The organism is Blastococcus xanthinilyticus (assembly GCF_008124835.1).
Lineage (GTDB): Bacteria > Actinomycetota > Actinomycetes > Mycobacteriales > Geodermatophilaceae > Blastococcus > Blastococcus xanthinilyticus.
This window is the reverse complement of record NZ_VNHW01000013.1, coordinates 74656-94654: the sequence shown is the minus strand read 5'-3', so window position 1 is coordinate 94654 and position 19999 is coordinate 74656. Positions and strand designations below refer to the sequence as shown.

The following is a 19999-nucleotide window of genomic DNA, read 5'->3' as shown; positions in this document are numbered from 1 at the left end:
GGACGGCTCCTCCGGATCGGGGAGCCGGGTCCACCTCTTCCGCCCGTCGGACACGAACGTGGAACTGGAACCGCGCGAGAACGTACAACAGGAAATGGCTGGTAGCGGTACAGCGACGCCGTTCCGTTGCCCGGATCGGGCGACCCCGGACCCACCGGATCCGGGGCCAGTGCCCTCAGCCGATCAGGCCCGCGGCCCGCACCGACTTCAGCGAGGGGTCCACCCGGTGCGTCGGGCCCACGACCGGCAGCAGCGGGTCGAGGGTCTTCAGGCCCTCGCCGGTGTTGAGGACGACGGTCTCCTTGGCCGGGTCCAGCCGCCCGTCCTCCACCAGCTGGCGGAGGACGGCGACGGTCACGCCGCCGGCGGTCTCGGCGAAGACGCCGGTGGTGCGGGCGAGGTCGCGGATGCCCTGGACGATCTCGTCGTCACCGACCCGGCCGACCGCACCTCCGGTGCGCCGGATGGCGTCGAGCGCGTACGGGCCGTCGGCGGGGTTGCCGATGTTCAGCGACTTGGCGATGCCGGTCGGCTTCACCGGCTTGACGACGTCCCAGCCGTTGTCGAAGGCGGTCGCGATGGGGTCGCACCCGGCCGACTGGGCACCGAAGATCGTCCACTCGGTGGCCTCGACGATGCCCGCGGCGGTGAGCTCGCGGAACGCCTTGTCCACCTTGGTGAGCAGCGAGCCCGAGGCCATGGGGATGACGACCTGCGCCGGGATCCGCCAGCCCAGCTGCTCGGCGATCTCGTAGCCCATCGTCTTCGAGCCCTCGGCGTAGTAGGGCCGCACGTTCTGGTTGACGAAGGCGGTGTCCTCGAACTCGTCGGTCTCGGCGAGCTCGCTGGTGAGCCGGTTGACGTCGTCGTAGGAGCCGTCGACGGCGACCAGCGTCTGCCCGTAGACCGCCGACTGCACGACCTTGCCCGGCTCCAGGTCGCTCGGGATGAACACGAACGAGGGGATGCCGACGCGGGCGGCGTGCGCGGCGACCGAGTTGGCCAGGTTGCCGGTGGAGGCGGCGGCGATCTTCCGGTAGCCGAGCCCCTTGGCGGCGGTGGCGGCCAGGCTCACCACGCGGTCCTTGAACGAGTGCGTGGGGTTGGCCGAGTCGTCCTTCACCCACAGCCCGCCGGTGAGGCCGAGCTCGGCGGCCAGCCGGTCGGCGCGGACCAGCGGGGTGAGGCCCGGGTCGAGCGAGACGCGGCCGGCGGGGTCCTGCCCCACCGGGAGCAGGGCGACGTAGCGCCAGATGTTCTGCGGCCCCGACTCGATCTGCTCGCGGGTGACCGCCTTCATGAGCTCGGGGTCGTAGTCGACCTCCAGCGGGCCGAAGCACTCCGCGCAGGCGTGCTCGGCGACCAGCCCGAAGGTCGCGCCGCAGTTGCGGCAGACCAGGCCGCGGGCCGGACAGGGCGGAACGGGACCACCGGCGGAGCTGTCGGCCTGGACCGAACCGGGAGCGGTGAGAGTCATGCGACGACTACCTCCTCATCTTCCCCGCGGCGGGCCGTCGAGCCGCGCGGGACGGAATTGGCACCTCCCGCTGCACGTGCGCGCAGGCGGCGGTTGCCGGGGCTTCATCGGGCCGTGTCCCTCTGCCCCTCTGGATGAGTGAACGGATGGATCGTACCCGCGGGAGGTACCGGTTCCGCCGCCGGACAGGATGGTGGGCATGGCCCCGGCTGCAGCCCGCATCGTCTACACCGACCTCGACGGCACGATGGTGGGCCCGCGCGGCTCCTTCTGGCACACCGCCGGCCGCGAGCTGACCGACGGGCCGGCCGGGGCGCTGCTCGACCTGCACCGCGCCGGGGTGTCGCTGGTGCTGGTCAGCGGCCGGACGTACGAGCAGGTGGTGGAGGCCGCGCGGATCTTCGCCGCCGACGGCGCCATCGCCGAGCTGGGCGCCACGATCGGCTGGGGCTCGGGGCGGGACACCCACCGGCTGCGCGGCGAGCTGCCCGAGCAGTACGGCGACCGGACGCCGATGGAGGTCATGGCCGAGCTCGGCGTCGTCGAGGAGCTGATCGCCGCGAACCCCGGCCGGCTCGAGTGGCACGCCCCCTGGCACGCCACCCACGCCACCGACGCACTCCTGCGCGGCCGGGTCGACCCGCTGTCGGTCGACGCCTGGCTGGCCGAGCGGGGCGCGGGCTGGCTGACGCTCAAGGACAACGGCGCCATCCCGCCGGCGTCCTGGATGGGGCTGGCCGCCGACCCGGCGCCGCCACGGGTCTACCACCTGATGCCGCGCGGCATCTCCAAGGGCGCGGCGATCGCCTGGGACCTGGAGCGTCGCGCCCTCTCCCCCGACGACGCGGTCGCGATCGGGGACAGCGTCAGCGACCTGGACATGGCCCCCGCGGTGGGCCGGCTGTGGATCACCGCGAACGGCGGCGCCGTCGACGGCATGAGCCAGGCGCTGGCCGCCGTCCCCAACGCCGCCGTCACGGCCGGCGCCATGGGCGAGGGCTGGGCCCAGGCGGTGCGCGCCAGCCTGTGACACGGCGATCCTCCGGATCGCACCGCTGTGACATCGCGATCCTCCGGATCGCACCGCTGTGACATCGCGATCCTCCGGATCGCACCGCGGCCAGGTGCCGTCCCCTGTCGCGTGGAGCCGCTGCGTCGCGCCTGCGCGGACCCCTCCGGGGCCCACTCGGCGCGACAAGCCCTACGACGTGACGTCGCGCCTTGCGAAGTGGCGGAAGCCGAGCGCGGTGAAGATCGCGATGTAGACCAGCGACTGGATGACGCCGCGGAACAGGTCGTCGGAGTCGACCGGCGTCTGCAGCAGGTCGGTCCAGGCGAATTCCTCGGCGGTGGGAAACCAGTCGCGGATCGAGCCGAGCTGCTCCACCTGGTCGAGGATCGCGAAGACGAACATCGTGAACACCGCGCCACCGACGGCGGCCAGCGGCGCGTCGGTGATCGTGGAGAACCAGAACGCCAGCGCGCCGACGACCAGCAGGTGGACGGCGAGGTACCCGAGCATCCCGGCCAGCCGCAGCATCCCCTCGCCCTGGCCGAGGGTGACCCCGACCGGCGTCTGGATGTCGTCGAAGCCGAACGCGATCCCGCCGGCCACCACCGCCACGGCGGCGAGGGTGACCAGCGCCGCGACCGACTGCACCAGCGCGGCCAGCCACTTCTGCCGGAGCAGCCGCATCCGCGGGACCGGCGTGGCCAGCGCGTACCGCAGCGACCCCCACTGGGCCTCGACGGCCACGGTGTCGCCGAAGAACAGCGCGTACACCACGACCAGGAAGAAGCCGGTGGTCGCGAACAGCACGAACAGGGTGAAGTTCAGCCCGCTGGACGTCGCGACGTCGACCAGGTTGATCCGGCTGTTCTCCGCGGCCTCCTCGCTGGCGCCCAGCTGCAGCGCGGCGATGAGCACCAGCGGCAGCGCGATCATCAGCGCGAACACGCCCAGCGTGCGGCGCCGCTTGAACTGCCGGCGCAGCTCCACCGACAGCCGCAGGGTGCGCTCGGGCCGGTAGCCGGCGACCGCGCCGGTCGGCTGGACGTGCTCGCTGCCCGACGTCCGCGTCGCGGTCATGACTCCCCCACCAGTGCCAGGAACGCGTCCTCCAGCCGGCGACGCGGTGAGAACTGGTCGACGGCGATGCCCGCCGCCACCAGCGCCTGCAGGACGTCGGCCCGGCGCGCCCCGTCGAGCTCGGCGACCAGCCCGTCGTCGGTCCGGCCCGCGGTGACCCCGGGCAGGCCGGCGAGGACGGCGATCGCCCGCTCGGTGTCGGCCTCGTCGGCCAGGCCGACGAGCACCGAGCCGCCGCTGCCGACGATCTCCTCGACCGTCCCCTGGACGATCTTCTGGCCCTTCGCCATGACGACGACGTGGCTGCAGGTCTGCTCGATCTCGCTGAGCAGGTGGCTGGAGACGATCACCGTGCGCCCGGTCGCGGCGTAGTTCCGCAACACCTCGCGCATGGCGTGGATCTGCGGCGGGTCCAGCCCGTTGGTCGGCTCGTCGAGGACCAGCAGGTCGGGCAGCCCGAGCATCGCCTGGGCGATCGCGACCCGCTGCCGCATGCCCTGGCTGTACCGGCGCACCGGCCGGTCGAGGGCGGCGCCGAGGCCGGCCACCGCGATCGCCTCCTCCATGTGCGCGTCCTCGATCGGACGGCCGGTGGCCGCCCAGTACAGGGTGAGGTTGTCCCGGCCGGAGAGGTGCGGCTGCAGGCCGGTGCCCTCCACGAAGGAGCCCAGCCGCGACAACACCGGAGCGCCCGGGGCGGCCGCGTGCCCGAAGACGCTGATCCGCCCCTCGGTCGGCTTGATCAGGCCCATGAGCATGCGCAGCGACGTCGTCTTGCCGGCGCCGTTGGGCCCGAGCAGGCCGAGGACCTGGCCGCGTCGCACCTCGAAGGACAGGTCGCGGACGGCGACGAAGCCGTCCTTGTAGGCCTTGGTCACGCCCTCGAAGCGCAGCGGGACGTCCTCGCCGTCGGGCTGGACGTGCGACACCTGCCGGCGCCGGCGGCGGCCCCACCAGAGAGCGGCCAGCCAGCCGAGCAGCCCCAGCGCGAGGACGGCGGCCAGGAGCGCCCACCAGCGCAGCGACCCGGTCGCGGACTCGGTGGCCCCCTCGACCTGCGGCACCGCCAGCAGCGTCTCGCCGGCCGCGGCGCCGTTCGCCGACTCGACCGACGCGAGGCCGACGGAGTAGACCGCCGCCTCGTCCGGGAGCGCGTAGGCCTGGTCGGTCGTGGAGACCACCAGGCGCATGGTGTGACCGCTCTCGAACCGGTGCACGATGCCGGGCAGCGTGACCTGCGCCCGGCTGGGCGCGGCCGGGTCGGCGGACAGGCCGGTCAGCGAGATCGGCGCCACCAGGCCACCGGGCAGCGTCGTGCCGCCGTCCGGGCCGACGTCGTAGAGCTTGGCGAACAGGGTGGCCGAGCCGGTGCGCGAGGAGACGACCAGGTCGACCGTCGAGGCGCCCACGACCTCGACCGGGGCGTCGAGCGGTGCGCTGTCGAAGGCGGCGAACTGGCCGGGGATCTCGGCGGTGGTGCCCCCGAGCGCCGCGGTGAGCGCGCCCAGGCCCGGCAGCGTGGTCAGCGCCGCCGGGGTGCCACCGGCCGGGGTGGCGACGGGCTGCGGGGGGCCCTCGATCGTCACCGTGGCCAGGTCGGCCGGCTCCGCGCCGTCCAGCCCCGGGTAGGTGTCGGCGACGACGGTCCGGCCGCCGCCCTGCACCCGGCCCAGCGTGGCCCCGACGCCGGTCGGCGCCGGGTACTCGAAGCCGGTGCCCGGGTCCTCGCCCTGGCCCCGCAGGTGGAAGTCGAACCAGCCGGCGAGCTGCTCGCGCAGCTCGCCCTCCTGCCCGTCCGAGGACCCGGCGTCGTGCCCGCCGGAGAACCAGACGACCTTGACCGGGGTGCCGTCGGCCGCGATCCCGCGGGCGTTGGCGTCGGCCTGGTCCAGGCCGAACAGCGAGTCCTGGGTGCCCTGCACCAGCAGGGTCGGGACGTCGATGCGGTCGAGCACGCCGGCCGGGCTGCTGCGCTCGAGCACCGCGGCGATCTCCGGGGTGAGCGTGCCGGTCGCGGCCGCCGACTGGTAGGCGGCGCAGATGTCGGCCCGGAACCGACCGCAGGTCAGCAGCTGCTCGACCGCCTCCGGGTTCTCCGCGGCCCGGGCGAGCAGCTCGTCGGGCAGCGCGGCCGGCGTCGCGGGAGCCCCCGCTCCCCCGCCACCGACGGCGTCGAGCAGGCCCCCCGCCGCCGAGCCGATGCCGAAGAACAGCCCCGCCCACAGCTGCTTGAACACGCCCTCGTCAGTGGTGGGCGGGACGGCGGCCACCGTGTCGGCGTCGATCTCACCGGTGTGGTCGGGGAACAGCGCCGTGGTCAGGGAGCTCCAGGTGATCTCCGGGGCGATGGCGTCGACGCGCTCGTCGTAGGCGGCCCCGAGCAACGCCAGCGCCCCGCCGTACGAGGCGCCGGCCACGCCCACCCGGGGGTCGCCGTCGGCGTCGAGCTGCACCTCGTCCCGCTCGGCGAGCAGGTCCAGCAGCGTCGAGAGGTCGGCGATCTCGTAGCGGGGGTCGTTGAGACCGATGCTGCCGGTGCTCTCGCCGAAGCCACGGGCCGAGAACGTCAGGACGACGTAGCCGCGGTCCGCCAGGTCACGGGCGTCGTCGGCGACCGAGCGCTTGCTGCCGCCGAACCCGTGGGCCAGCACCACCGCGGGGGCCGGCTCGTCGGTGTCGGGGAGGTACAGCGTCGCGTCGAGCTCGACGGCGTCGTCGCCGGAGCCGGACGGCACCCGGATCTCCTCGGTGCCGACCTCGGCCGCCCCGGCCGGGGGCGCGAGCACGAGCAGACCGAGGGACAGGGCGAGGGCGAGCAGGGCCCCGAGCGTGGCGCGCGCAGCGGGGCGCGGGCGGGAACGCACGGGCCCGCGAGGGGAGCGCACGCTGCGCCCAACGGGCGAGGGGCCGTTCGTGTTCCGCGCGGCCCCGCCGGCAGGGATCAGGGCTGCCAGTTGCCGGTGGCCACGATGACGAGGCCGGGAGCCGGCACGTCGGGGACCTCGAAGAAGCGCGGTGCGGGGCCGGACAACTCGGGGAACTGCTCGACGAGCTGGACCGCCGCCTGCCGCTGCTGCTCGTCGCCCTCGGTGAAGAAGACGGTGGTGGTGGCGACATCGGTGCCCGGGTAGCCGCCGGCGCCCGGCGACTCCCAGCCCCCGGCCACGACGGCGTCGGAGATCTTCCCGGCCAGCCCGGTGATCGAGGTGGCGTTCAGCACGGTGACCGGTACCCGGACCGGCTCGGTGGCGACGGGGGCCTCGGCCTCCAGGGGCGCGATCTCCAGGGGCGGCAGCGAGGTGGTCGGCGGGGCGACGGCGGGGGCGACCGTCGGCGTGGCGCCGGGGGCGGTCTGCGTCTGCCCCACCGGCTCCGTCTGCTCCGGCTGGGTGACCGTGTAGACGCCCAGCACCGCGGCGGCGACGACCGCCATGGCGGCCAGGCCCTTGAGGACGCGGTGCGGCTTCTTGGCCGGCTCGTCGTCGAAGAGGACGTCGGGGGTGCCGTTGCGCTTGGCCGCCTTGCGACGGGCCGCGTCGGCCGCCTGCCGCTCGACGCGGTAGGCGGCCCGGCCGCGCACGACGGGACCGGTGCCCGGACCGTCGACCGGCTCGGGTGCGTCGCCGGCGACGGCCGCCTCGGCGTGGCCGAACTCGGTGTCGAGCTCGTCGAACGGCTCCTCGGCGGCCCGCCCGCGCTCCGGGATCGCGGTGGTGGCCGGGGCGACCACCACTCGCGCCGCGTGCGGACCGGTGTCCGGCCCGAGCCGCGAACGGCCGGTGTCGTCACTGCGAGAGGGCTTGGTCCAGTCGCCGTAGGAGGACGACGGGGTGCCGGCGGGGGTGGTCTGCCGGGGGACGCGGGGGGCCAGCGGCGCAGGCGTCCGGCCGCTGCGGGCGGGCGCGGACGCCGGGACGTCGACCGGCGGGACCGCGGCAGGCAGAACTGCGGCCGGCAGCTCGACCCGCGGCTCGGGGGTCGGCACGGCCTGGAACGGAGCGGCGCTGGTGGGTGGGGCGGCCACGGCCACGGGGCGGGAGCCGGCAGCGGGGCGGGACCCGGCCGGCACCGGCGGCAGCGGCAGGCGGGGGCGGGACATCTGCCGCCCCGGCTCTGCCGGAGTGCTCAGCGGCACGTCCAGCCGGGGCCGCACGCGCTCGCGCCCGGGCGCCGTGGGGTGGTCGCTCAGGTCCACGCCGCCACCGGACCGGGGGCCGGCCGGACCATCGGTCCGCCGCCGCCCGGCGGCTGCGGACGCGCTTCCCTGGTCCAGCCCGTCACTGCCTGACGCCGCGTGCCTGCCCACGGTGACTGAATCTAATCCATGTGATTCGTTCTGCCCAGGACCTGCGACGAACGGGTTCGCTGCCGGGCGGTGCGCAGCCGGCGCAGCCGGCGGACCAGCAGCGGGTCCTCGGCGAGCGCCTCGGGGCGGTCGACCAGGGCGTTGAGCGCCTGGTAGTACCGCGTCGGCGTCGTGCCGAAGAGGTCGCGGATCGCGGTCTCCTTGGCCCCGGCCCGGCGCCACCACTGCCGTTCGAAGCCGAGCATCTCGTGCTCCCGCCGGGACAGACCTGCCGGGCCGACCTGCGCGGAGTCCCCCGGTGACCCGTCGACCCGGGGCGGGGAGACCACGGGGGTGGGGTCGCTGTTCATGGGTGCGTCATCTCCTGCCGTGCTCGATCACCCGGGCGGCCCGGGCGGCTCGTCGACGACCGTAGCGCCGCCCACCGACGTTTCCCGGCGCGCTGCGCGGCGGGTCCCGGAGCGGGCTCAGGGAGAGGCGACGACCACGTCGCGGGAACCCCGACGGGCGCCGGCCCGGGCGTGTCGCAGGGTGTCGGCGGTGAAGATCGCCAGCGCGATCCACACGATCACGAAACCGGCCAGCCGGGCGGGGGGCATCGGCTCGTCGAAGACGAAGACGCCGATCGCCAACTGCATCAGCGGGGTCAGGTACTGGAGCAGCCCGACCGCCGACAGCGGGATCCGGCGGGCGGCGGCCGCGAACAGCAGCAGCGGCACCGCCGTCGCCACGCCCGAGCTGGCCAGGAGCAGCGCGTGGCCGGCGCCGGCGTTGGCGAACGTCCCGTCGCCACCGGCGTGCAGCACCGCCAGGACGACCGCGGCCGGCACCGCGATCAGCGCCGTCTCCAGGAACAGCCCCGGCGCGGCCTCCACCCGGACGAGCTTCTTCATCAGGCCGTACAGCCCGAAGGACACGGCGACGCCGATGGCGATCCACGGGGGGCGGCCGTAGTCGATGGTGAGCACCGCCACGGCGACGGCCGCGACCGCGACGGCGACCCACTGCAGGGGGCGGAGCCGTTCGCTGAACACGACGACGCCGAGCAGCACGCTGACCAGCGGGTTGATGAAGTAGCCCAGCGACGTCTCCACGACCTGCCCGGAGTTGACGCCGTAGACGTAGATCAGCCAGTTGGTGGCCACGAGCAGCGCCGCGCCGGCCAGGACCAGCACCGTGCGCGGGCTCCGGACCGCCGTCCGCACCGCGCCCCAGCGCCGCACGACGCAAAGCAGCAGGCCCACGAAGACCAGCGACCAGAGCACCCGGTGCGCGACGATCTCCAGCCCACCGGCCGGCTCCAGGAGCGGGAAGTACAGCGGGAAGAGACCCCAGAGCGCGTAGGCGCCGAGCCCGGAGACCACCCCCAGGCGACGCTCGTCCACGGCGGCACCGTACGCCCGGGCGGCGGACCGCCCGAGCGGCTTACCGTCGAGGGGTGCGCAGCCAGCGGCCCAACCCGGTGCAGTGGGTCTGGTACGCCCTCGGCGGGGGGCTTCCCCGCGCGCTGTCGCCGTGGGTGCTGGCCGACACGACCGGGCAGACGTGGGTCTGGCGGCACCTGAGCCGGGCGCTCGTCCAGCTCTCGCCGGTCGTGGCGCTCTGCCTGCTGGTGGTGCCCGTCCCCCTGGCCTACCGGGTCTCAGCCGCGGCCGGCGGCCTCTTCCTCGGACTGCTCTTCTCACTCGCCTTCATGGTCGAGACGGTCGAGCACCGCACGGTCAAGGCGGGCTACCCACCCGGCACCGCCGCGCGGCTGCGCGCCGAGCGGGCCGAGCGCGCCCGGGTCGAGCGGCTCTCCCGCTACCGGCGGGACGGCGCGGGCAGCTTCGACTGAGCGGGTGAGCCGACGAGGGGACTCGAACCCCTAACCGCCCGATTACAAGTCGGGTGCGCTACCAATTGCGCCACGCCGGCGGACCTGGGAACAGGTCTCGGGACAAGGATAGGGACAGCGCTGGGAAGGACTCCGCGGCGTCCGCGCACACGCGGGCGGCGGCCAGATCCGCGAGGCGGTCGCCCTCGCCGACCTCGGCCGCGAGCCGGCCTTAGCGCCGGCTCACTGCGGCTGTGCGACGCCGACTACGTCACTGGCTTCGCCACGCTCATCGAGGGCGCTGACATCGCCGGCACCGACCCGTTCGCCCTGCAACATCAGGTCCTTGGGGCGTTCGGAACAGGCGCCAGCACGGCCATCGAAACTCCGGAGCGGACGCCGGCTCGGCTGCACTCGGGGTCATCGCTCACGAGCACGTCGTGATGTGGGCCGCTTGCCGGGGCTGTCGCTGTTTGGCCAGTAGCGTCCGGGCGTGCCAATGTCCTCGGGACCGGTCGCCCGGTTGGGTTCCTCTTCTTCGCGCCTGCGCTTCGGTGAGGAGGCAAAGGCTGCCGGCGCCTGGGCCGGTCGGCGAGTGCTCAGCGTGGACGGCGAGCCCGCCTTCGAACTGAGCTTCTCGTGCGGCACGTGCCAGTTCTTGTTCCGTCGTCTCGAGGGCGCCAACACCACGCTGTCGGTTGACGAACTGCAGGACCGCCTGACGAACGGGATCTCGGGGTTCGATTCGGACGTCGTCGCGGCCTTCTCCGCGCTGCTCCCAGACGACGACTACCTGCCGCTGCTGTTGCCGATGACCCCTCGCCTCATCCTCCCCATGCGAGAGGGCGACTACTTCGCCGAAGAGCAGGTCGCCACCTGGGGGCTTTCGGCGTTCTGGGGGCTACCGGAGTTCCCACAAACGCCGTACTACCGCACCTTCGAGACGTCAGTGGGTCAGGGCGCACATCTCTTCGAGTTCGTCGTGCCGATGACGCCGCCTTCATGGAATGAGCAAGATCGGGTGGCCGAACACGCTCGTAGGTTGGCGGCTACCTCGGCGCCTACCGCAGTGGCCGTGTCCACGCTCGACGTGGCGCAGCCCGCGATGGACAACCAGAGCGCCGACTACTACGAGCACTGGGGGCTGACGCACTTCCTGCTCGACGGCCACCACAAGCTGCAAGCAGCAGCCGAGACCGGGCGGCCGCTGCAGCTGCTGGCCCTCGTGGCGATGGGCGCGAGCTTGGCGACGATTGAGCAGGTGTCGGCGCTTCGCACCCTCCGCGCACAGCCGGCCGTACGCCGGACAAGCGGTGAGGGTTGACGCCCAGTCAGGCTCGGAGTGCTGCCGACCGCTGACCGCCTCCAGCGCGAACTGCCGAGAGAGGAACCGAAGGCGTGCCACACGACGACGACCCCGAGCGCCCGCTCCCAGCGTCGTGCGGTCGACACCGTCAGAGCCGGGGGTCGACCGGCTCGGACTCCAGCGCCAGGACGGCGAAGACGCACTCGTGGACCCGCCACAACGGCTCACCACGGGCGAGGCGCTCCAACCCCTCCAGGCCGAGCGCGTACTCCCGGAGGGCGAGGCCTCGCTTGCGGCCGAGCTGCCGTTCCCGAAGCCGCTCCAGGTGCTGCGGCTCGGTGTAGTCGGGGCCGTAGATCAGCCGCAGGTACTCGCGACCACGGACCTTCAGGCCGGGCTGCACCATACCGCGCCGCCCGCGGGACAGGTTGGCCGCCGGCTTGACGACCATGCCCTCGCCGCCGGCCGCGGTCATCTCCTCCCACCACGCCGTCGCCGCGGCCTCGCTGGTCGGGTCCGTGACGTCGACGGTGAGCGATCGGGTGCCGCGGACGAGTTCGGGTTCGGCCTCGGCGAGGCGGTCGGCGATGGCCAGGTGCCAGGCGTGCGGTCGGTCGGAGTACGTCGCGCCGGCGGAGGCGAGCAGCTGGAAGGGCGCGAAGGCGACGCCGCTCAGCCCGTCGGTGGGCCAGCAGTAGCGCCGGTACACCTGGGTGAACGCCTCGGCGTCGGCGACCCGCCGCCGCTGGCGGTGGAGCACCTCCCCCACCTCGAGCCCCCGCGCGGCCGCCTGCTCCAGCGCCGCCACCGCGGCGGGGAGCGCCGTGCGCGCGGCGGCACCGACCGCGGCGTACTGGCTCCGGATCAGGTCGCCGGCCTTGACAGACCAGGGCAGGAGCTCGGCGTCGAGCAGCAGCCAGTCGGAGTCGAGTTCCGCGAACAGTCCCGCCTTCTCCACGGCGGTGCCGAGCCGGCCCAGGAACGCGGCGGTGAGCTCGGCGCCGAAGAAGGACCGGCCGGTGCGGGTGTGCAGCACACCGCTGCCGTCCCGGCGGACCAGCGCGACCGCGCGGGAGCCCATGTGCTTCTCCTGGCAGACGACCTCGGCCACGCCCTCGCCGCGGAAGTAGGCGAAGGCCTCGGCCGGGTGCTCCAGCAGCCCCGGCCGGCTGGAGGTGGCGGACGGGCTCATGGTCGGCGGCAGGTAAAGCAGCTGTTCCGGCGCCACCGCGAAGCGGCTCATCACCTCGATCGCCGCCGCGGCGTTCTCCTCGCGCACGGTCACCCGGCCGGCGAGCCGGGTCTCGACCACCCGCTTGCCCAGGACGTCGGCCACGTCGAGGACGTCGTCCCGGCGCCGCGGCTCGGACAGCGGGGCGGCCTCCCCCTCGACCAGGAACGGGCGGGCCGGCTCGTAGTAGGTCTGCGCGGCCGCGACGCCGACCAGCTCGCGCTCGGGGTAGCGCAGCGCGGTGAGCCGGCCACCGAAGACGCAGCCGGTGTCGAGGCACATCGTGTTGTTGACCCACTCGGGCGTGGGGACCGGCGTGTGCCCGTAGAGCACCATCGCGCGGCCGCGGTACTCGGTGGCCCACGGATAGCGCACCGGCAGACCGAACTCGTCGGTCTCCCCGGTGGTCTCGCCGTAGAGGGCGAAGTCCCGCACCCGGGCGCTGGCGCGGCCCTGCAGCGACTCCTTGAGCCCGGCGTGCGCGACGACCAGCGCTCCGCCGTCGAGCACGTAGTGGCTGACCAGGCCGTAGCAGAACTCCTCGACCCGGCGGCGGAAGTCGTCGTCCTCCCCTTCGAGCTGGGCCAGCGTGCGCTCCAGGCCGTGGGTGATCTGCACGTTGCGCCCGCGCAGGGCGCGCACCAGCTTGTTCTCGTGGTTGCCCGGCACGCACAGGGCGTGCCCGGCGGCGACCATGCCCATGACCAGGCGCAGCACGCCGGGTGAGTCCGGCCCGCGGTCGACGAGGTCGCCGACGAAGACCGCCCGGCGTCCGGCCGGGTGCTCGGCGTCCACCGGGCGGCCGTGCTCGTCGCGGCGCAGCTCGTAGCCGAGCTCGCCGAGCAGCTCCTCCAGCTCGGCGCGGCAGCCGTGCACGTCGCCGATGACGTCGAAGGGGCCGGTGTCCTCGCGGCGGTCGTTGTAGGCCTTCTCGTAGCTGACGACCGCGCGGTCGATCTCCTCGGTGCCGTCCAGCACGTGCACCTTGCGGAAGCCCTCGCGGCCCAGCCCGCGCAGCCCGCGCCGCAGGTCCGACCGCTGCCGCCGGATCACCCCCGGTGCGATGTCGCGGTCGGGCCGGGCGGCGTTGCGGGCCAGGCACTCGCCCTCCGGCACGTCGAGGACGACCGCCACCGGCAGCACGTCGTGCTCGCGCGCCAGCGCCACGAGGGAGGCGCGGTCCTCCCGCTTGACGTTGGTCGCGTCGACCACCGTCAGCCGGCCGGCGCGCAGCCGGACCCCGGCGATGTGGTGCAGCAGGGCGAACGCCTCCGGCGTCGCCGCCTGGTCGTTCTCGTCGTCGGCCACCAGGCCACGGCAGAAGTCGCTGGAGAGCACCTGGGTGCCGCGGAAGTGCCGGCGGGCGAAGGTGCTCTTGCCCGAGCCGCTCACGCCGATCAGGACGACCAGAGCGAGCTCGGGGACGACGACGGTGCGCGGCTCGCTGGCCGGGCGCTCCTCGGTCGGCTCGGTCATGCCGCCACCTCCGTCGCCGCGCCACGGGTGAACACGGCCATCTGCGTCGGCGTCCCGACGTCCGGGTCGTCGTCCCCGACGCCGAGCAGCCGCCCCGTGTACCCGTACCGGTCGCCGACCGCGGTGGCCCAGTCGGCGAACTCCGCACGGGTCCACTCGAACCGGTGGTCCCGGTGCCGGAACGTGCCGGCCGGGAGGTCGGCGAAGCGGACGTTGTACTCGGAGTTCGGCGTGGTGACGACGACGGTGGCCGGGGCGGCGGCACCGAAGACGGCGTGCTCCAGCGCCGGCAGGCGGTCGAGGTCGAGGTGCTCGACGACCTCCATCAGCACCGCGGCGTCGTAGCCCCGCAGCCGGGCGTCGGTGTAGGTCAGCCCGCTCTGCAGCAGCGTGATCCGCGCCCGCTGCCGCTCCGGGAGCCGGTCGAACCGGAGGCGCCGGGCGGCCACCTCCAGCGCCCGGGCGCTGACGTCGACGCCGAGGATCTCGGTGAACGACTGCTCCGAGAGCAGCGCGGGGAGCAGCGCACCGGAGCCGCAGCCGAGGTCGATGACCCGCTGCGCGCCCGCCGAGCGCAGCGCGGCCAGCACCGCACCGTGCCGCTGCAGCGCCAGGGAAACCGGCCGGTCGGCCGAGTCGTCCTCGCCGTCTGCGGCCTGCGGGCCGCCGGCCGCCGCGAGCGGCGGCGCGGTCGCGTCGTCCAGCACCTCGGGGTCGGCGTCGTCGACCTCGGCGAGCCGCTCGATCGCCCGGCGGCTGAGCGCGGTCCGGTGGCCCAGGTACCGGCGCGTGATCAGGTCGCGCTCGGGGTGGGTGGCCAGCCAGCCGCTGCCCGCGCGCAGCAGCTTCTCGATCTCGTCGCTGCCGATCCAGTAGTGCTTCGCGTCGTCGAGCACCGGCAGGGCCACGTAGAGGTGGTTCAGCGCGTCCGCCAGCCGCAGCTCCCCGGCCAGCCGCAGGTCCACGTACCGGGACTCACCCCACTCCGGCAGGGTCTCGTCCAGCGGCACCGCCGTCGCCGCCACCTGCCAGCCCAGCGGGGCGAAGAACCGGTGCGCCATCGCAGGCCCACCGCGGCACGACAGCGCGGGGATGTGCACCTCCAGCGGCAGAGCGACGTCGACCAGTTCCGGTCGCTCCTTGCTCACCCCGCGGCGGGCGCTGGAGAACGCCTTGCCCAGCGCCACGGCCAGCAGGCTGGACGCCGCGTACGGCCGGTCGTTGACGTACTGGGCGAGCGCGCCGTCGTCCCCGCCGGCCCGGGCGGTGCGCACCAGGCCGATCGGGTCCACCTCGAGCAGCAGCGCCGCGGTGCACCTGTGCTCGTCCGCCTCCGGGTAGAACACATGCGCCCTGCCGGTCGAGACGTCGACCTGCTGGGCCCGCGCCGGGTTCTTGTGCAGCAGGAAGCCGAGGTCGGTCGCGGGCGCGTGCGTGGTGGACAGGGTGACGAGCACGCCCGAGTCTCACCGAACACCGTCGCGTAGTCGACCACCTTTGCGGGTTTCCGCCCGCGCCCACCCTCGAGGACGAGGAGCCCTCGACCTCAGGCCGCCTCGGCCTCGGTACCCGGAGCGGCGCGCGGCGGCTCGCTGCGGAGGAAGCCCGCCGGATCACCGGCGTGCAGCGGACCGGCGGCCAGCCAGCGGGCGAAGCCGGCCGGATCGCGGCGTTCCAGCTCGTCGAGCACCTGCGCCCGCCGGAGGACGACGCGCTGCCGCGCCGCCGGGGCGAGCGGCCCGCCCAGCTGGGCTCCCGTCCTGAGCCATTCCTCGACGAGGGCCGTGGTCGGCAGGCCGCCCACCGCCGGACCGGGCGTGGACCGCGCCGGGGCCTCCGCCGGCCATGCCGGCCGGGCCGTCGACGCCGCCACCCGGCGGTCGGCCAACCAGCGCAACCCGGCCCAGCCCGCCGCGAGCGCCCCGGCCATCAGCAGCGCCGCCACCCCACCGGCGAGCACGGCGGTGCCGCTCACGACCAGCAGCGCCCCGATCGCGACGGCGCCGGCCTGCACGCCCGCCTCCACGGGCGACCGACGGTCGGGCCCGGCCGTCTCCCGTGCCACGCCGGCGGCGACGAAGCCGGCCAGCGCGCCGGACACGCAGACGGCGACCAGGCCAGGGGCCCGCAGCGCGATGCCGCCGACCACGGCGACCACGGCGGCGCAGGCCAGGCCGAGGCCGAGGAGGAACCGGACGAGTGGACCACGGGCGTGCACGGCAGCCTCCACGGCGCGGACGGAACGGCGGACGGCCGGACTGCCCGGGCCCCCGCGCACGGCACTACCCCGTTCGGACCCGTCGGATGCACGGGCTGCGACGCATCGGTCACCCGCCGCCCCCGCCGGCGGCGGCGCCGGGCAGGATCGGCGCACGTGGGTTCCTCCGTGGTGGACGTCGACTACCGGCTCGCCGTCGTCCTCGTCGCCCTGACCGCCCTGGCGGTCGCCGGCGGGCGGCTCTCCGGCCTCGGTGAGGACCGGCCCGTGCTCGTGGCCGCCGCCCGCGCGACCGTGCAGCTCGGCGTCGTCTCCGCCGTCCTCCTGGTCGTCGTGGAGTCGCTGTGGCTGTCGGCCGCCTTCGTGCTGCTCATGGTCAGCGTCGCAACGGTCACCGCGACGAGCCGCACCACCGACCGGCCGCTCCGCTCACCGGGCAACGCCGGCCGGTTGGCCGCGGTGGCCCTGCCGGTCGCCGGAGGCGCCGCGCCCGTCGTCGCCCTGGTGCTGGCCAGCGGCACCGTCCCGCTGCGCGGGGAGGCCGTCATCCCCATCGCCGGGATCCTCATCGGTGGCGCGATGACGGCGACCTCGCTGGCCGGGCGGCGGCTGCGGGAGGAGCTGGCCGCCCGGCGCGGCGAGGTCGAGGCGGCGCTCGCCCTCGGCCTGCTCCCGCGGGACGCGGTCCTCCTCGTCGCCCGGCCGGTCGCGGGCACGGCGCTGGTCCCGCCGCTCGACCAGACCCGCACGGTCGGGCTGGTCACGTTGCCCGGGGCGTTCGTGGGCGTGCTGCTCGGTGGCGGCACCCCGCTGGAGGCGGGAGCCGCCCAGCTGCTGGTCCTGATCGGCCTCCTGGCCGCCGAGGTGCTGGCCGTCTGGGCGGTCACCGAGCTCGTGGCCCGCGGGCGGCTGCTGCCCGTGCCGCGGTAGCACCCAGGAAGCTCACAGCCTGCCTCCAGCGTTGGGCCAGAGGACGGTCGCACAGTGGGTAGCGACGCAGCAGCCGCAGCCGGCTGCGCGAGGAGAGGACCACCAGTGAGCGAGCACCAGCACCAGTACCCCGGCGCGGGCCAGCAGTTCGCCTGGCAGCCACCCCAGCAGCCGACGACGCCCCAGCCGATCGCGCCCCCCACCTACCCCGGCTACGGCGGCCTGCCCTCCCCCACCGCCCCCCTTCCCGAGCGCCCCGAGCCGCGCCGCGGCGGACGGCTGCGCATCGGCCTGGCCGGCCTCGTCGCCGGCGCCCTGATCGGTGGCGGCGCCGGGGCCGGCGTCGTCGCCCTGGTCGAGGAGCCCGCCGCCGGGAGCGGCACCAGCGCGTCGGCGCAGAGCGTGACCATCGAGAACCCCGAGCGGGCGACCACCGCCACGGCCGCGGCCGCCAAGGCCGCGCCGAGCGTGGTCACCGTCTACGTGAACACCGGCACCGGCGCGGGCAGCGGCTCCGGCGTCGTCCTCACCGCGGACGGCTACGTGCTCACCAACAACCACGTCGTCGCCGGAGACGGCGGCGGCACCGGCAGCGTCCAGGTGCGCACCGCCGACGGCACCCTGTACGACGCCCAGGTCGTGGGCACCGACCCGGGCTTCGACCTCGCCGTGGTCCGCATCGACGGGGCCGACGACCTCCCCGCGGCCACCTTCGCCGACTCCGACTCGGTGCAGGTCGGCGACATCGCCGTCGCCATCGGCGCCCCGCTGGGCCTGTCGAACACGGTGACCGACGGCATCATCAGCGCCACCGACCGGGCGGTCGCCACCGGCTCGACGCGGGACGACGCCACCGCCCTCGACGCCATCCAGACCGACGCCGCCATCAACCCGGGCAACTCCGGTGGCGCGCTGGTCGACGGGGCCGGCGAGGTGATCGGCATCAACACCGCGATCGCCACCGTCGCCTCCGGCGTTCCGGGCGCCCAGTCGCAGAGCGGCAACATCGGCGTCGGCTTCGCCATCCCGAGCAACACCGCCCAGCGCGTCGCGCAGCAGATCATCGAGACCGGCAGCGCCACCCGCGCCCTGCTCGGGGTCGAGGCGACCACGGCCGCCGACGACCAGAACCGCGAGGTCGGCACCGGGGCCGAGGTGGCCACGGTGACCAGCGGCACCGCGGCGGCGGACGCCGGGCTGCAGGCGGGTGACGTGGTCACCGCCGTCGGCGACCGGCCGGTGACGACCTCCACCGAGCTCACCGCCGCGATCCGCAGCCAGGCTCCGGGTGCCACGGTCGAGCTGACGATCCGCCGCGCCGGCGACGAGCGCACCGTGGACGTCACCCTGGGCGAGACCAGCTGACCCCCCGCGGCCGCCCGGACCGGGTCCCTACGCTGGGCCGGGTGGCCGCTCCCCCGCTGACCGCTCCCCTGGCCGGTTCGCTCGACGACCCGGCCAGGGCCCGCGACCTCGCCCGGATGAAACGGCTGGCGACCGGGCTGTTCCTGCTCGCGGCCGCGGTGTTCCTCGGCTGCGTGCTGGTGGGCGAGGAGGCCGGCGCATGGGTCGGCTACGTGCGGGCCACCGCCGAGGCCTCCATGGTGGGCGCGCTCGCCGACTGGTTCGCCGTCACCGCGCTCTTCCGGCACCCGCTGCGGCTGCCGATCCCGCACACCGCGATCATCCCGCGCAAGAAGGACCAGATCGGCACCAGCCTGGGCGCCTTCGTCCAGGAGAACTTCCTGACCGCCGCGGTCGTCGACCACACCCTCGAGACGATCGACCTCCCCGGCCGGCTCGGGACCTTCCTCGCCGCACCCGGCCGCGCCGAACGGCTGGCCGGGGACGCCGGGGTCGCCCTCTCCGGGCTCGGCGACCTGCTCCGCGACGACGACCTCCGGCCGGCCGTCGCCGCCCTCGTCGAGCGCAAGCTGCACGAGACCCCCGCCGCGCCGGCGGTCGCCCGGGCGCTGGAGCTCGTCGTCGACGGCGACCGGCACCAGGAGGTCCTGTCCGCGGGGCTGCGCGGCCTGGCCCGCTTCCTCGAGGAGAACCGGCTGGTCTTCCGGGCCCAGCTCGGCGACGCCTCCCCCGCGTGGGTGCCCGACTGGGTCGACGACCGCGTGTTCGACCGGGTCTTCGCCGGTCTGCAGGGCTTCCTCACCGAGGTCGGCTCCGACCCCCGGCACGAGCTGCGCCGCTCCTACGACGCCCGGCTGCGGGCCTACGTGCACGCCCTGCGCACCGACCCCGCCGCGGCCGCCCGGGTCGAGGAGTTCAAGGCGGAGCTGCTGGCGCACCCCGCCGTGCGCACCTGGTCGGGCTCGCTGTGGAGCCAGGCCAAGGACGCCGTCCTCGCCGCCGCCGCCGACCCGTCGTCGGAGCTGCGCACCCGGGTCGCCGGGCTGATCACCGAGGGCGCCCGCCTGCTGCAGAGCGACTCCCGGGTGCGCGAGCTGGTGCAGAAGCAGGGCCGGCGCGCGGCGGTCTACCTGGTGGAGCGCTTCTCCGGCGACCTGGCCGAGCTGGTCGGGAACACCGTCGCCCGCTGGGACACCGAGGAGACCAGCCGCCGCATCGAGCTGCAGGTGGGCCGGGACCTGCAGTGGATCCGGGTCAACGGCACCGTCGTCGGCGGGCTCGCCGGGCTGGTGATCTACACGGTGGCCCAGCTCCTCGGCTGACCCACGCCGAGGTCGCCTCGCGCCTCACCTCTGGATGTAGTCCACCAGCTGCTGGCGCTCGGCCTCCAGCTCGTCCAGCCGGGCCTTGACGACGTCGCCGATGGAGACGATGCCGACCAGCGCACCGTCCGCGACGACCGGGACGTGCCGGACCCGGTGGTCGGTCATCGTCCGCGCGAGGGCGTCCACGGTCGTGTCGGGCGGGCAGACGTGCACCTGGGTCGTCATCACGCTGGACACGGGGTGCGCGAGCAGCTCGCTGCCCCGGTCGTGGAGCCCGCGCGCGACGTCCCGCTCGGAGACGATGCCGTCGATCCGGCGGCCGTCGGTGGACACGACGAGCGCACCGATCCCCCTCTCGACCAGCACCTGGAGGGCGGACCGGATGCTCGCGGACCCGTCGATGGTGGCGACCTCGGGACCCTTGCTGCGGAGCAGTTGGCTGATGCGCACGCTGTCCTCC

Annotated in this window: 16 protein-coding genes, 1 tRNA gene and 1 riboswitch; of the genes, 6 read left to right on the top strand and 11 right to left on the bottom strand. The window is 74.8% G+C overall.

Annotation, left to right across the window (positions count from 1 at the left end; translation table 11 throughout):
• Window positions 1-175: 175 nt before the first annotated feature.
• On the bottom strand, window positions 176-1477 hold the full coding sequence (gene thrC, locus BD833_RS18315) for a threonine synthase (protein WP_208092754.1): 1302 nt from the start codon (window positions 1475-1477) through the stop codon (window positions 176-178).
• Between the two features lie 12 nt (window positions 1478-1489).
• Window positions 1490-1618, bottom strand: a riboswitch (SAM riboswitch).
• Between the two features lie 58 nt (window positions 1619-1676).
• On the opposite strand from thrC, the gene BD833_RS18310 reads away from it, so the two are divergent.
• Complete coding sequence (locus tag BD833_RS18310) at window positions 1677-2507, top strand: HAD family hydrolase (protein ID WP_166534579.1); 831 nt, start codon at window positions 1677-1679, stop codon at window positions 2505-2507.
• A gap of 171 nt (window positions 2508-2678) precedes the next feature.
• On the opposite strand, the gene BD833_RS18305 is transcribed toward BD833_RS18310, so the two are convergent.
• The 5 genes from BD833_RS18305 to rarD form a co-directional block, all read right to left on the bottom strand.
• Window positions 2679-3566, bottom strand: coding sequence for an ABC transporter permease (locus BD833_RS18305; protein ID WP_166534578.1), 888 nt, complete (start codon window positions 3564-3566; stop codon window positions 2679-2681).
• Entirely contained in the window at window positions 3563-6430 is a 2868-nt protein-coding gene (locus BD833_RS18300; RefSeq protein WP_243737783.1) for an alpha/beta fold hydrolase, read from the bottom strand. Before BD833_RS18300 ends, BD833_RS18305 begins: the two co-directional genes overlap by 4 nt.
• A gap of 77 nt (window positions 6431-6507) precedes the next feature.
• Window positions 6508-7761, bottom strand: coding sequence for a LytR C-terminal domain-containing protein (locus tag BD833_RS18295; protein ID WP_166534576.1), 1254 nt, complete (start codon window positions 7759-7761; stop codon window positions 6508-6510).
• A gap of 122 nt (window positions 7762-7883) precedes the next feature.
• Entirely contained in the window at window positions 7884-8222 is a 339-nt protein-coding gene (locus tag BD833_RS18290; RefSeq protein WP_166534575.1) for a DUF3263 domain-containing protein, read from the bottom strand.
• Window positions 8223-8339: 117 nt separating this feature from the next.
• A complete protein-coding gene (rarD, locus tag BD833_RS18285) occupies window positions 8340-9257 on the bottom strand; it encodes an EamA family transporter RarD (protein WP_166534574.1) in 918 nt (305 codons plus the stop codon).
• Window positions 9258-9310: 53 nt separating this feature from the next.
• Here rarD and BD833_RS18280 point away from each other — a divergent pair, with 53 nt between their 5' ends.
• Window positions 9311-9709, top strand: coding sequence for a DUF5313 family protein (locus BD833_RS18280; RefSeq protein WP_166534573.1), 399 nt, complete (start codon window positions 9311-9313; stop codon window positions 9707-9709).
• 7 nt (window positions 9710-9716) lie between these two features.
• Here BD833_RS18280 and BD833_RS18275 read toward each other — a convergent pair.
• Window positions 9717-9789 (bottom strand) — tRNA-Thr (locus tag BD833_RS18275).
• Window positions 9790-10181: 392 nt separating this feature from the next.
• On the opposite strand from BD833_RS18275, the gene BD833_RS18270 reads away from it, so the two are divergent.
• Entirely contained in the window at window positions 10182-11012 is an 831-nt protein-coding gene (locus tag BD833_RS18270; protein WP_208092753.1) for a hypothetical protein, read from the top strand.
• A 130-nt stretch (window positions 11013-11142) separates the two neighbouring features.
• Here the strand turns inward: BD833_RS18270 and BD833_RS18265 are convergent, their stop codons facing one another.
• From BD833_RS18265 to BD833_RS18255, 3 genes are all read right to left on the bottom strand, one after another.
• Complete coding sequence (locus BD833_RS18265; protein ID WP_166534572.1) at window positions 11143-13701, bottom strand: polynucleotide kinase-phosphatase; 2559 nt, start codon at window positions 13699-13701, stop codon at window positions 11143-11145.
• Window positions 13698-15158, bottom strand: coding sequence for a 3' terminal RNA ribose 2'-O-methyltransferase Hen1 (locus BD833_RS18260; protein WP_166534571.1), 1461 nt, complete (start codon window positions 15156-15158; stop codon window positions 13698-13700). Before BD833_RS18260 ends, BD833_RS18265 begins: the two co-directional genes overlap by 4 nt.
• A gap of 89 nt (window positions 15159-15247) precedes the next feature.
• Window positions 15248-15919 carry a hypothetical protein gene (locus BD833_RS18255; RefSeq protein ID WP_166534570.1) on the bottom strand — a complete coding sequence of 224 codons (672 nt, stop codon included), beginning with the start codon at window positions 15917-15919 and terminating at the stop codon, window positions 15248-15250.
• 156 nt (window positions 15920-16075) lie between these two features.
• On the opposite strand from BD833_RS18255, the gene BD833_RS18250 reads away from it, so the two are divergent.
• From BD833_RS18250 to BD833_RS18240, 3 genes are all read left to right on the top strand, one after another.
• A complete protein-coding gene (locus BD833_RS18250) occupies window positions 16076-16849 on the top strand; it encodes an ABC transporter permease (protein WP_166534569.1) in 774 nt (257 codons plus the stop codon).
• A gap of 105 nt (window positions 16850-16954) precedes the next feature.
• Window positions 16955-18214 (top strand): S1C family serine protease, encoded by a 1260-nt coding sequence (locus BD833_RS18245; protein WP_166534568.1) that lies wholly within the window; start codon window positions 16955-16957, stop codon window positions 18212-18214.
• 41 nt (window positions 18215-18255) lie between these two features.
• Window positions 18256-19536 (top strand): DUF445 domain-containing protein, encoded by a 1281-nt coding sequence (locus tag BD833_RS18240; protein ID WP_166534567.1) that lies wholly within the window; start codon window positions 18256-18258, stop codon window positions 19534-19536.
• Window positions 19537-19560: 24 nt separating this feature from the next.
• On the opposite strand, the gene BD833_RS18235 is transcribed toward BD833_RS18240, so the two are convergent.
• The gene (locus BD833_RS18235) at window positions 19561-19989 is read right to left on the bottom strand and encodes a CBS domain-containing protein (RefSeq protein WP_166534566.1); all 429 of its coding nucleotides are present in this window, start codon (window positions 19987-19989) and stop codon (window positions 19561-19563) included.
• Window positions 19990-19999 lie beyond the last annotated feature (10 nt).

Coding starts and splice junctions, on each gene's coding strand:
- BD833_RS18305 (WP_166534578.1), bottom strand. CDS start 3,566: ATGACCGCGACGCGGACGTCGGGCAGCGAGCACGTCCAGCCGACCGGC.
- BD833_RS18310 (WP_166534579.1), top strand. CDS start 1,677: ATGGCCCCGGCTGCAGCCCGCATCGTCTACACCGACCTCGACGGCACG.
- BD833_RS18265 (WP_166534572.1), bottom strand. CDS start 13,701: ATGACCGAGCCGACCGAGGAGCGCCCGGCCAGCGAGCCGCGCACCGTC.
- BD833_RS18290 (WP_166534575.1), bottom strand. CDS start 8,222: ATGAACAGCGACCCCACCCCCGTGGTCTCCCCGCCCCGGGTCGACGGG.
- thrC (WP_208092754.1), bottom strand. CDS start 1,477: ATGACTCTCACCGCTCCCGGTTCGGTCCAGGCCGACAGCTCCGCCGGT.